9 protein-coding genes are annotated in these 12,687 nt (G+C 41.7%); 5 read left to right on the forward strand and 4 right to left on the reverse strand.

Translation table 11 applies throughout. The features are described from left to right. From IKN49_01240 to IKN49_01255, 4 genes are read left to right on the forward strand one after another with little or no spacing between them, the layout of a single operon-like run. On the forward strand, positions 1-3,456 hold the full coding sequence (locus IKN49_01240; GenBank protein ID MBR3631682.1) for an acyl-[ACP]--phospholipid O-acyltransferase: 3,456 nt from the start codon (positions 1-3) through the stop codon (positions 3,454-3,456). Continuing rightward, a complete protein-coding gene (locus IKN49_01245) occupies positions 3,443-4,603 on the forward strand; it encodes a 1-acyl-sn-glycerol-3-phosphate acyltransferase (GenBank protein MBR3631683.1) in 1,161 nt (386 codons plus the stop codon). The genes IKN49_01240 and IKN49_01245 overlap by 14 nt, the downstream gene beginning before the upstream one ends. Beyond that, complete coding sequence (locus IKN49_01250; protein ID MBR3631684.1) at positions 4,584-5,423, forward strand: phosphatase PAP2 family protein; 840 nt, start codon at positions 4,584-4,586, stop codon at positions 5,421-5,423. The genes IKN49_01245 and IKN49_01250 overlap by 20 nt, the downstream gene beginning before the upstream one ends. Position 5,424: 1 nt before the next feature. After that, complete coding sequence (locus tag IKN49_01255) at positions 5,425-7,932, forward strand: hypothetical protein (GenBank protein ID MBR3631685.1); 2,508 nt, start codon at positions 5,425-5,427, stop codon at positions 7,930-7,932. A gap of 182 nt (positions 7,933-8,114) precedes the next feature. On the opposite strand, the gene IKN49_01260 is transcribed toward IKN49_01255, so the two are convergent. The 4 genes from IKN49_01260 to IKN49_01275 form a co-directional block, all read right to left on the reverse strand. Next, positions 8,115-8,924, reverse strand: coding sequence for a hypothetical protein (locus tag IKN49_01260; GenBank protein MBR3631686.1), 810 nt, complete (start codon positions 8,922-8,924; stop codon positions 8,115-8,117). Between the two features lie 9 nt (positions 8,925-8,933). Continuing rightward, on the reverse strand, positions 8,934-9,245 hold the full coding sequence (locus IKN49_01265) for a hypothetical protein (GenBank protein MBR3631687.1): 312 nt from the start codon (positions 9,243-9,245) through the stop codon (positions 8,934-8,936). Further along, positions 9,242-9,739: a sigma-70 family RNA polymerase sigma factor gene (locus IKN49_01270; GenBank protein ID MBR3631688.1), complete on the reverse strand. Its 498-nt coding sequence runs from the start codon at positions 9,737-9,739 to the stop codon at positions 9,242-9,244. The genes IKN49_01265 and IKN49_01270 overlap by 4 nt, the downstream gene beginning before the upstream one ends. Before the next feature lie 576 nt (positions 9,740-10,315). Beyond that, positions 10,316-10,756 (reverse strand): thermonuclease family protein, encoded by a 441-nt coding sequence (locus IKN49_01275; GenBank protein ID MBR3631689.1) that lies wholly within the window; start codon positions 10,754-10,756, stop codon positions 10,316-10,318. A 93-nt stretch (positions 10,757-10,849) separates the two neighbouring features. Between IKN49_01275 and IKN49_01280 the strand changes: the two genes are divergently transcribed. Next, positions 10,850-12,685 (forward strand): hypothetical protein, encoded by a 1,836-nt coding sequence (locus IKN49_01280; GenBank protein ID MBR3631690.1) that lies wholly within the window; start codon positions 10,850-10,852, stop codon positions 12,683-12,685. Positions 12,686-12,687: the final 2 nt, after the last annotated feature.

A 12,687-nucleotide genomic window follows, 5' to 3' on the forward strand; every position in this document is an offset into this window, starting at 1 on the left:
ATGTTTGCACTTCTTAAAACCTTCTTTAATCGTTCGTTTTTAGCGTTATTTTGTACGCAATATCTAGGTGCATTTAACGATAATTTTTTCCGCACGGCTATGGCTACTTTTATTACTTATAAAGTAACCAGTATGTCTGCCGGCAGTAAATCGGTTATAGTTTCTTTAGCAGTAGCCTTATTTATGTTGCCGTTTTTCTTATTCTCGGCGTTAGCCGGGGAACTGGCGGATAAATTTCGCAAAGACATCCTCATTAAAGCAATCAAAGGATTGGAAGTGGTTATTGTTCTGTTAGCCGGCGTTGGATTTTTAACAACTAACGTACCGCTTTTGCTTGGCATATTATTTTTGATGGGGGCGCAATCGGCTTTCTTTGGGCCGGTCAAGTATAGTATTTTGCCGGATATTTTAGGGGAAAAACAACTCATTTCCGGTAACGGTATTATTGAAGCGGGTACTTATGGTTCCATTTTACAAGGAACGGTATTTGGTGGCTTAATCATTACGGTAACACACATTGACCTATTCGGGCGCTCTTTTCCTGTAACCGATAAATTTTTGCCGGGTATTATTTTAGTTGTAGCAATTTTAGGACTACTTGCCAGTTTGTTTATTCCGGCACAAAAACCGGCCAATGCGGCTTTGAAAGTAGATAAGAATTTTCTACGTAGCACCTGGAAAAATATGGCATTTGCCAAGCAAAACCACGATATTTTCCTGTGTATTTTGGGTATTTCCTGGTTTTGGATGTTGGGCACCGCGCTTGTGGCACAAATGCCGTCTTTGGCTCACAACATTTTAAATGGAACTCCGGGGTTATTTACTTTTTTACTTACGCTTTTCTCGTGTGGAATTGGGCTTGGGTCACTGCTTTGTCAATTTTTAGTGAAAGGTGAAATTACCAGTAAATATGTGCCCGTCAGTGCGCTATTAATGACGGTGTTCTTGGCAGATTTAGCCTGTGCCACTTCCGGTTATGTGCCCTCTGCATTACCGATAGACTACAAAGAATTTTTGATGACATTTACGGGCAAACGCATTACGGTGGATTTGCTTGGTTTTGCTATTTGTGGTGGGTTGTATGTGGTACCGCTAAATGCTATGCTGCAGTTTTTGGCGGGTGAAGATACACGCTCTCGCGTAATTGCCACTAATAATATTATTAACTCGCTTTTTATGGTGCTTGGCAGCGGGTTCTGTGCGCTGCTCTTGGCCATGCACTTCACAATTCCTACTGTTTTTGGAGTAATTGCTTTTGCTAATGCGATAGCGGCCATCTACATCTGCGGTTTGTTGCCACATCACATTATCCGTATGATTTTAACACGCGTGTTAAATTTTGTGTACGGGGTAAAAGTAAAAGGAATAGAACATTGGAAAAACTTGCAAGGCAATGCCCTTATTATCGCTAACCATACTTCATTTTTAGATGCGGTATTGTTATGGGTATATATTCCGGGGCATTTGTATTTTGCAATAGATACATACGTTACTCAAAAATGGTGGATAAAACCTTTCTTACACTTAGTAAAGTATTTCCCGATTGACCCCACTAACCCGATGGCAGTAAAATCCATTATTGAAGAAGTAAAATCGGGCAAGCGGGTCGTTATCTTTCCGGAAGGGCGCATTACGACTACCGGTGGTCTTATGAAAATTTATCCCGGCCCGGCCATGATTGCCGATAAAGGAAATGCACAACTGCTGCCCATTTGTTTGGAAGGAAGCCAGTACTCGCTATTCTCTCGTTTCGGCACGCAGTTAAAAACACGTCCGCAAAGTAAAATTACAATTACTATTCAAGCCCCCAAAACCTTACAGATTGATGAAAGCATAAAAGGCAAAGCCCGCCGTTTAGCAGCTGCGCGCGGGCTCTATGACATTATGGTCAATATGAAGTATGAGGCCGGCAACGCGGAAGAAACCCTATTTGATTCCTTGTTAGATGCGTATGAACTGGTTGGCCGTAACAAACGTATTATCAATGATGCCACGCGCAAGCCGCTTAATTTTGGGCCCTTTTTAACTGCGGTATTTGTACTGGGGAAGAAAATCGCCAAGCATCAAAAACCGGGCGAAAAGGCAGGATTTTTATTGCCCAACATGACGGCCAGCGTGGTGGCTTTCTTTGGCATGCGTGCGTTTAATATTACACCGTGCATGCTCAATTTTTCTATCGGTGTAAAAAATATGCTGGCGTGTTGTAAGGCGGCCAAAATCACCACCATTTTTACTTCCAAGTTATTTTTGCGGCAAGGCGGCCTTTTGGAAACAGCCGAAGCCTTAAAAAAGGCGGGGATAAGACTGGTGTATTTGGAAGATTTGAAAAAAGAAATTACTACCTGGGATAAATTAGTCGGTTTAACAGCGTCTTATTTCCCGCGCCGTTATTATAAAAAAGTACGTGGTAACGTAGGCCCCAAAGATCCGGCCGTTGTGCTTTTTACATCGGGCAGCGAAGGCACGCCTAAAGGGGTTGTTCTCTCCCATGAAAACATACAAGCTAACCGTTTGCAACTGCAAAGCGTGTTAGACTTTGGGCTGAAAGACCGTGTGTTTAACGCAATGCCGATTTTCCATTCATTTGGCCTGACGGTAGGCACATTGCTTCCGTTATTGTGTGGGGTGCCTGTATTTTTCTATCCGTCTCCGTTACATTACCGTATTGTGCCGGAACTTATTTATGATCGCAATGCCACCATTATTTTCGGAACAGATACCTTTTTCAACGGTTATGCCAAAATGGCCCATCCGTATGATTTCTACTCGGTACGTTTAGCAGTGGTGGGGGCCGAAAAACTGAAAGAAGAAACCATCCGCAGATACTACGACCAGTTCGGTTTGCGTATCATGGAAGGATACGGGGCAACCGAAACCGCGCCTGTGATGGCCGTCAACACGCCTATGTATTTCAAACGCGGCAGTGTAGGCCGTCTGTTACCGGGTATTGAATATAAGTTGGAACAAATGCCCGGCGTGGAAGACGGTGGTAAACTGCTTGTTAAAGGGGCCAATATTATGGCCGGATATTTGCGCGACAGCAACCCCGGCGTATTGGAACCGCCGCAGGATGGGTGGTATGATACGGGCGATATTGTGCGTGTAGATGAAGACGGATTTGTATTTATTTTAGGTCGCGCAAAACGCTTTGCCAAAATAGCGGGCGAAATGATTTCTTTAACGGCCGTTGAAACGGAAATCAATGCCTTGTGGCCGAACAAAATGCACGCGGTAGTCAATATCCCCGATGAGAAAAAAGGAGAACAGTTGGTACTGTTTAGCACGGAACCCACTGCAGAACGCGGGGCATTACTGGCCGCTTTTAAAGAAAAAGGCCTAAGTGAACTGGCCGTACCCAAAACCATTCGCGTAGTGGAAGAAATTCCGCTGATGGGTACGGGCAAAGTAGATTACGTGAAACTCAAAGAAATGGCTGCCACCAATGAATCTATTTAAAAAATGCTGGTATTCAAGCTTTATTACGCTGATTACGCTGGTATATTTTCGTAAAGTTTCGCTCTACGGAAAAGAAAATATACCGGCTGAAGATTCTGTCCTTTTTATTGGGTTACATAAAAACGGAGCGGTGGACGGTTTTGTATATCATCGGGCATTAGCGCCGGTGGTATTTATGTTGGCGGCACAACTGCGGCGTAATCCAATTGTCCGTCTGTTTTTTGACGGGATAGAAGTCACACGCGATAAAGATAAAGGCGTGCATAGTAATATCGCCGCACTTAAAAAATGTATTTCATTTTTGGAAGAAAAAGGGCGTTTGTTTGTTTTCCCGGAGGGCACAAGTACCTTGGGCCCCGCCCACTTGCCCTTTAAGGAGGGAGCGGCTATTTTGGCTTCCCGCTTCAATTTTGAAAAAGCAAAATCATTGACGGTGGTGCCTTGCGGTGTGTTTTATGATGACCCAACCTGTTTGGGCGGTAAAGTAGAAGTGGTGGCAGGAAAACCCATTGTCTTTACGCAACCCACAGACCGTAAAGAAATTCACCGTTTGTTTACAGAAGCCTTAGAAAGAGTGGGTATAGATTATGCAGATGAAGAAGAGCAACGCACGATACAACAGGCTGCGGCGTTTTTGTCTTTGTATGGGGATGTTCCTTATCACATTTTTCTGCGTAAAATTTATGAAAATAAAGATTTATACCAGCAAGCAGCCGATATATTAGCCCAATTAAATCACGCGGGACTCAAATTATATAAAGGAGTGCCGATTTTCCCGCGCTCGCTACTAAATAGCGTATGGACTTGGTGTATTACGGCGCCTTTTGTATTATATGCTTTTGGGTGGAATTTACTGCCAATATCAGCGGGGTATTTCTGCTCTAAAAAGTTTGCTGATGATAACAATGTAATTTCTCTGTGGAAAATTATTCCTTCTTTTACGTTGTGGTTAGTATTAACGGTTTTGGAACTTGTATTGTTCCCCAAATTAACTATACTGTCGTTGGCTGTTTCTTTACTTGGTTTTATTATTTACGGAGCATGGAAAAAGCATACGGTTAGTTTATACAACTGGTTGCGTTGGCCAAAAGGTATGAAAAAATTTAATGAGTTGCGTAAGGCTTTATATGAAAAAATTGTTCACTAAAATTTTACCTCATGAACTATTATTTAATTTGTTTTTATTCATTACGGCTCTTCGGTTGTGGTGGATGACTGGATTTTCTGTTAATAGTGTGTTATATACCTTGCTCCCGTTGGCATTAGGTTGGTATGCGTATGTGTTTCGTAACAGATGGAAATGGCGACTGGTAATTTATTTTGTAGTAATGAATTTAGTCTTTGGCAGTTTGGGAACGATTTCTCCGCTCATCAATCCGCAAGGTAAAATGGATGCGCTTTTACAGCATTGGGATAATTTGCTTATCGGCGGTAACTTATCCGTATGGTTAACGCCCTATATGCGTGTGTGGCTGACGGAAATTTTAGCGGCTTGTTATATGCTGTTTATGATACAACTGCCTGTAGCTTGTATTTATTATTTATTTCAGCCGCTTAAAACGGCAAAAGGTTTTTACGTGGGATTATTTACGCTGTATGCTTTCGGCTTTACCGGATATTTACTTGTCCCGGCCGTTGGCCCTTATTTAGCCATGTCAGATGTTTTTGGCGGGCCTATACAGGCAGGACCCGTCATGGATTTTTTGCATTATATGTACCCTAAGGGGACAAACTATACGGATGTTTTCCCAAGTCTGCATTGTGCGGTTTCTTTATTTATTCTGCTTTTTGATTCTAAATATCATAAGTTGCGATTTTGGGGATATTTGGTGCCTTGTGTGGGGTTATGGATTTCTACGGTATATTTGCGGTACCATTATACGGTAGATTGTTTGGTCGGATTTGTATTAGCAATTACCATGTTCTTATTTGCTGAGTACTATATGAAACATTGGGAGGGAAACTGATATGAAAGATATTTTGTTATTCACGGATGAACAAGCCCAAAGCATTGCTTTTAGCGGTGGAAAAGGAGCTAATTTATCTAAAATGACACGTGCCGGATTTCCGGTACCGCAAGGCTTTATTGTAACGGCACAGGCTTATAGCCATTTTATTGCGCAAGCCGATTTTTTAGAGAAAGAAATTGCACACTTTGATTATGCCCACCCTCAAAAATTAGTTAAACAAACACAATCCCTTAAAAAGAAATTAGCCGGCTTATCTTTACCGCTTTCTTTGCGTAAAGAAATTCATCAGGCATTGGGCAAATTTAAGAATATCAAAGCGTTCTCCGTGCGTTCTTCTTCTACGATGGAAGATTTATCGGGCGCGGCCTTTGCCGGACAGCACGATACTTTCTTAAATTGCGTGGGAGAGAAAGAAATTGAAGATAAAATCAAGCAATGTTTCCTCTCTTTGTGGCATGACCGTGCCGTTGCCTACCGTCATAAACAAGGATTTAATCAGCACGATACCACTATGGCGGTAGTGGTGCAACGGATGATTCAGGCAGATACGGCCGGCGTCGGTTTTTCTATCAATCCGGTTAACGGGAATGTACATGAAATTTTAATCAATGCCAACTACGGACTAGGCGAATCGGTTGTGAGCGGGGAAAGTACGGTAGACCAGTTTATTATATCCAAAAAAGACAGCCGTATTTTACAGCGTGCGGTGGCCGAAAAAGAAGAAAAAATTGTCTCGTTGTCCCGCGGTACAAAAACAGTAAAATTAAGCGGTAAAGAAGCGCTGAAACCCTGTTTAACCGATAGCCAAATTAAACAAGTTGCCGCATTAAACGCAAAAGTGGAAAAGCACTATGGTTTTCCGCAAGATATTGAATGGGCATTTCAAGGGCGTCAGTTATTTTTACTCCAAGCCCGTCCCATTACTACGTTGCCTGCTCGTTGGACGCGGGATGAATCGGCAGAACGGTATCCAAGTGTTATCACACCTTTTACATGGGATTTTGTGGAAAAAGCTTTTCACATTTCACTCAATCACTCTTTCCGTTTGATGGGCCTGCCTCCTTTTGAAGGAAAATGGTTTGCTATGTTTGATAATTATATTTACGGCAACCAAAATGCCGTGTGGCTCTATATGGGGCAGACACCTGTGCAAATTGCCAATTTAGATGATTTGCGCAATAAAATTGGGTTCTTAAAGGATCGCTTTTCATATGTCCAAGAACTGCCTGTTAAATGGACGCGCAATTTAGACACTTATTTGCTGGGTATCGGTGCGCTGATGGCGGAAGATTTGTCTAAGAAAAATGTTTCGCAAGTGTGGGACTACTTGCTGCGTGTAGCAGAGTTGGGAACGAATTATTTCCGCCCGAATATTGCTATTTCCATCACACAAGCACTTTTGTATAAGATGTTTCTGTATTTCATTACGCTGGCGGTTGGGGAGGCAGAGGCCAAACACTTATTTCCCTTGTTGATTGCTACTACTGAAACAAAAACAAATTTGGTCAATACGGAATTGTACGGGCTGGCACAACTTGCCAAAAAGGATAAAGCGCTTTTGACGCTACTTTCCAAAACGCCTTCCCGGGATATTATTCAAAAACGCAGTCTAAAGAAATTTCCGGCTTTTGACAAAGCCTTTAGCAATTTTTTAAGTATGCACGGGCATCGGGAAACAGATTTTGATTATTACATTCCTACTTGGGTGGAAGCGCCTTGGGTGGTGCTGGATAATTTGAAACTTATTATCACCACTCCGCAAACGAAAACCCCGTTAGAAAAGGAATACGAAATCAAGATAGCTAATCAGGAAGCTCAAGCCCAATTATTTAGTAAATTGCCGCAAGATTTACATTTCTTTTACTATGAAATGTTGCGTTTGGTGCGGGCGTATACTTCGCTAGATGACATTGAGCATTATCAAACGACGCGGCTTACTTTGCCTATTCGGAAAGGAACTTTGGCAATGGGCAAACTGCTTAAAAAAGCTGGAATTGTTAAGAATCCGTATGATGTGTTTTTCTGCCATATGGATAGTTTGCAACAATTTGTAGAAGGAAAATTAACAAAGGTGCAGTTGAAACAAGTAATTGCCGCGGAAAAAGTCGCCTATTTGAAAAACAAAGAACGCACTCCTGTATGGGATTTGCAAGCGGAAGAAACTACACAACATGCATCTAATTCTTCGCAAATGACGGGGTTGGCCGGAAGTCCCGGTGTGGCCGAAGGCAAAGTGTTTATCGTACACTCCACCGAAGATTTTGCCAAATTTCCTAAAAATGCGGTATTGGTAGCCCGAACCACCAATCCGGCATGGACGCCGCTTTTTTATAATGCGTGTGCTTTAATTACGGAAAGCGGTGGGCCCTTGTCGCACGGGGCTGTTACGGCGCGTGAGATGAAACTGCCGGCCGTTATGTCGGTACGCAATGTACTTAAGACGCTTAAAAACGGTCAAAAAGTACGCGTAAACGGCAGTAAAGGAATTGTAGAAATCTTAAAATAAGTAGTGCTATATATTAAAACACCCCGAGCGTTGCGCTTGGGGTGTTTTATGCCCTACTAAATCAAAAGCCCCGCTTACGCGGAGCTCTTAAATTAGTACGGTGTGTGTAGTTTGAGTAGCACTATGCTAATATTTTAAATCATGTAAAAACCCTGCATTTCTGCAGGGTTTTGAATATAGAGTTATTTATCTTCTTTTTCTAATACGTAATAGGCGGGTTTTTGGCCACGGAAAATATAATCTCCGCTTTTCCATTCAAAGAACATATATTCTTTACCACCTATCTTTTTAATTTCGTACGCCGAGGCAGTCTTATCTCCTTTGTGTAGGACATAACCTTTTGTCCACGTAATAGCGGGAGACATGGGCGTTTTCCCATTGGGCTGTAAAGTCATAGTTTTCATATACAGGTCGCCTTTCCAAAACTTTTCTCCCGGTTTGAATTGGCTAGGCTCAAAGACGAAATCGACCGATTCCCACTTGCCAACCGCCTGAGGATCATTTTTGAAAGGCATATTGATGTTATCGGTGCGCAAATTAGACGTTTTGCGAAGTACATAATACGAGGGTTTTAACCCCAAACATGTATAATCGCCGCTTTTCCATTCAAAGAATAAGTAATCCTGGCCGTTGATTTTCTTAATCTCATAAACGGAATCGGTTTTATCTCCTTGGTGTAAAATATGGCCTTTGGTCCAAGTAAAACCGGAATTGACCACTTTCCCTTCCGGTAAGAAAGTCAATTCTTGCAGGAAGAGCTCGCCGCGGAAAGATTTTTGAGAAGGATTAAAATCTTCGATTTTATCTACAAAATCCACCGATACCCAATTCCCTTGCAGTTGGGGATCATCTACAAACGGAAGATTGACTTCATCTTGTTTGGGATTTAATTTTGCATTTGGACCAAAAGCCGCCTCACAATTTGGGTTAGCCATGGCCGAGAGGACAAGTCCTGCGCACAAAACAATTAACATCATCAGTTTACGAGACATAAGCGCTCCTTATTGGAAATGAATATAATTGGGTTGGCTTTCAAGCCCACGGGGACCGCACTCGCCAAAATTCTGTGCCACGTATATATTCGTGGCATGTAAAGCCGACGGCCCTAACAATTCTACTGGGTGGGGCTGACGTACATACAAGCCTATCCCTAAAAGTACAAGCAAACTTCCCACAGCTAACGCCCATTGGAAACGCCGATGGGCATGAGAGTTCAATTTCCGTTCCAAGGCCATTTTGACACGTTCTTTAGCCATAACACCGGGTTGGAAACCGCTCCCTAACATCGTGTTCAATTTGTCATTGTATTTCATAGCTCATTTCCTAATTTAAATTTTAACTTCTTAACGGCCCGGTGTAAAAGAACACCTACGTTACTTTGTGAGAGCCCTGTAATAGCGGCAATCTCGGTCTGTTTAAGATGCTGATAATAATGCAGGTTGATAAGCTCTCGCTCTTGGATTGTCAACACCTCTAAAGCAGCTTGCAGTTCTTCCTCCAAGGAGGTTCGTTCCAACGTGTGGGCCGGATTATCATCGGCAGGTAAATTTTCTTCTTGCTGTGGTGTAAACGAAAACCAAGAATGGATTTTCTTACGCCGGAAAAAATCTACCGTTACACTATGGGCAATGGTAAAAATCCACGCCTCAATAGGGGATTTATCTGCATTGTATGAATTAAACTTTCTATACAATTTTTCAAAAATACACGCCGTTAAATCTTCCGCTTCCGTATCCGTCTCACAGCGGTAACGTGCATAGTTGTAAACACGTATAAAGAAAGTTTCATACAATTCTTCAAACTGCATAAGTGTTCCTTTTTTAGGTCCGTCACTAGTTAATACGCACCACCTAACAAAATATTACAAAATTCTGTATAGAATTGACCGTTACTAATCGCAAATGCGCGACTTCCTACCTACTCTTGTCAGCATAAAAAGAGAATTTTTACCAAAACGCGCACAAATCCGCTAAATTTCCCATGCTATCAGTTGTCCACAAAAAATCCCCGTCGGGAGTTAATCCTAACGGGGCTTTTTGCTTAAAATTAAAACTAAAATACGGTGGGTGTAGTTTTGCTAGCACTATGCTAATTTTAAAACAGGCTGAAAACAGGCAAAAAATGGCACTTTTTTCTTTCCAAAGCGGCAATAAAGCGGCAAAAAGTGCTAGTTTTTTTGTTTTGCCAAAGCGGCAGAAAAGCGGCTGAAAATGGTACTTTTTGATAAATTTTGAAGCGGGGAGAAAGCGGCGAGAATGCTAACTCCCAAAGCGACGATAAAGCGAGGAAAATGGCTTTTAAACAGGGGACAAACAGGCGAGGGATGCTATTTCCCTGTTAAACAGGGTAAATGCAGGGAAAAATAATGAATTTGCTTTAAATTTTAAGGATTTTTTGTTCCACCATCATAAGAAACAGCATGTCCGGACTTAATTAACTCTGCACCTAAGCTTTTATCGTTAACCCCCACATCACAAAGTAGCCGGAAATACTTATCTCGTCCACAATTGTACAGTAGAATTTTGCCGCTTTTAAGAAAGCGTTCACTAAACTCCTTGGCTTGTTTGGCGCGTGCTTTCGTTTCTGCGGTACCACCTTTCATTTCAGGGCAATCTACTCCTCGTACGCGAACGGAAATATGTTTGCAGAAAACGTCAATATCGCAAGAGGGAATATCTATGTAAAACGTATCTCCGTCATATACAGATATCAAGGATGCGTTGTCAAAATTTGCCATATCTTTTTGTTGCCTTGCGCTTACATGGGCACAGTTGGCCAAGAACAGTACGCAGGTTAGCATAAGTGATATTTTACCTATAGCCATAAGGTCTCCTTAAATCCATACCATTTCTAAATATATTGCCAATCTGGCATTTTTTGACAATTCGCATTGGAAATAAGATACAATGAAATTATTATGAATCTAGCCATACCCACAAAACGAGATTTTCAGGAAGATCGCAAGCAAGCAGAATATGCTCTGTTAGAGTATGTTGCATTGATGGTATTCCCATGCAATAAGGAGAGCGATGAAAGGGCTTCCCGGTTTTGTGAATTATGGCAAAGTGGCTCTATCGATTTGCATGAATTTTGGGGTAAATACGGCGAAATTAGCGAACATGAAAGAGAGTTTGCGGACTTTTGCATATCCAAGATAGGGAAAGGCGAAGATTGGGAACAATGCCCACAAGCGGGAGTTGTTTCAGAATATGTTTCCGACAGAGAAGGCAAATCAGGTAACGAAGAAGTAGATGCGGAATTACCGCAAGAGGCCACAAATGTGGATGATTTTATAGGAAAGTTAAAGGAATTTCTATCGTCATTGCCTAGCAGTACCTTTAACAAATTTTTAGTATTTTTCCTGTCCACCCACAACTTTATAGTTGTAAATGCAGCCAAATCTCCATCCGACATGCCCAAAGAAGTCCAAAATAGCATGCCGGCTCAAGGAGGGCATTTGTCCTATGAAACAAAAAGGCTGCATTTAGAACGACTATATCCCTTTTGGGCTTGTTTTGATCGGATTTTAGGTAATAAATACATTTTATCTGATCAAAAAGTCCAGCAACAACAATATGGGAAACTGTACAAGGCCGCTCACATTACCAATTCAAGTCGTGAGAAGAAAAAGTTGATACAAATTGTAAGTTCTTTCTTTGATAAGTTTCCTGGTCAATTCGTAGAGTTACAAGAGCCAATTATACAATCTATTATGCGTGCTCCGTTGCAAACAAGACTGCAGGATTTGCCCAAACAGGCGGTAAGCCGAAGAGACCAAATGCATATCATATTGCCGGAAGTATTTAAGGGATGTTCTCAATACGATAAAGAGCGGCTGCTCCTGATAAGAAATGAGTTTATTAAAACCGAAAAAGCGCCCATAAATTATGCTTATTTAGAACATAGACGAACTTGTGCCAAATGTAAACAAGCCGAAGAATCTATGCGTGAAGTAATGGAATATCGCTATGGCCGCTTGCAAGAAATAATGAATAAGCCAATTTATCCTGTCCATAAACCCAATAACGGACAAATAAGCGCTACAACTCCCCAAGAATTAGTGCAGTATTACAAGGAACGGTACAATAAAATTCACTGTGAATTACACAAATACTATTTGGCATTGGCATATAAGCGCAATGGCAAAATTGAAAAAGCTAAAGATTTGCTGACGTCTAATGACACCGTTACTCTTTCTACAAATTCAACTATGGGAACAGTTATATCTTTATATTGTGCTTGTGGCAAAGAAGATGAATATCATTTGAATGCGTTGCGTTCCCCTAAGATTGCCATTGGCCGCTTGGATGAAGAAGATCCGCTGGATATTCCGCAGATTAATGTGTGCCAACCTGACGGATTGGCTATGTCACGCGATATGTTAACGCTTGAATATCAGGCAAACAGGCAAGATTGGTTGGTGCATCCTAAACACGAACAAGAAGGAAATTTGTGGTTTTTATCTCAAGATAAGTTGTTTAATTTATTAGACAGACAAATTGGTAGTGTCGGCGAGTTAAATATTGATTATACGGAAAGTTTTGAGTCGCTGACACGTGATATTTGGCTGTCGGACATTGCCGGGATCGGAGTATTTTGGGAAGGATCGGTATTGTTTGCAGGGCAACTATTACAGGGAGTAAAACATCCATTGTTAGGACGATTGCCGATAGGGTGGTACATAGAAGTAAAGGCGCAACGCCGCAGCAAAACTATTATGAAGAGCTTTGCCGAGAAATCATTTGTAGAGTAAAT

The organism is Elusimicrobiaceae bacterium (genome assembly GCA_017528825.1).
Classification (GTDB): Bacteria; Elusimicrobiota; Elusimicrobia; order Elusimicrobiales; family Elusimicrobiaceae; genus Avelusimicrobium.

Bases quoted from the DNA above. Each gene is read 5' to 3' on its own strand.
- IKN49_01240 (MBR3631682.1), top strand. From the start codon at position 1: ATGTTTGCACTTCTTAAAACCTTCTTTAATCGTTCGTTTTTAGCGTTA.
- IKN49_01245 (MBR3631683.1), top strand. From the start codon at position 3,443: ATGAATCTATTTAAAAAATGCTGGTATTCAAGCTTTATTACGCTGATT.
- IKN49_01250 (MBR3631684.1), top strand. From the start codon at position 4,584: ATGAAAAAATTGTTCACTAAAATTTTACCTCATGAACTATTATTTAAT.
- IKN49_01255 (MBR3631685.1), top strand. From the start codon at position 5,425: ATGAAAGATATTTTGTTATTCACGGATGAACAAGCCCAAAGCATTGCT.
- IKN49_01260 (MBR3631686.1), bottom strand. From the start codon at position 8,924: ATGTCTCGTAAACTGATGATGTTAATTGTTTTGTGCGCAGGACTTGTC.
- IKN49_01265 (MBR3631687.1), bottom strand. From the start codon at position 9,245: ATGAAATACAATGACAAATTGAACACGATGTTAGGGAGCGGTTTCCAA.
- IKN49_01270 (MBR3631688.1), bottom strand. From the start codon at position 9,739: ATGCAGTTTGAAGAATTGTATGAAACTTTCTTTATACGTGTTTACAAC.
- IKN49_01275 (MBR3631689.1), bottom strand. From the start codon at position 10,756: ATGGCTATAGGTAAAATATCACTTATGCTAACCTGCGTACTGTTCTTG.
- IKN49_01280 (MBR3631690.1), top strand. From the start codon at position 10,850: ATGAATCTAGCCATACCCACAAAACGAGATTTTCAGGAAGATCGCAAG.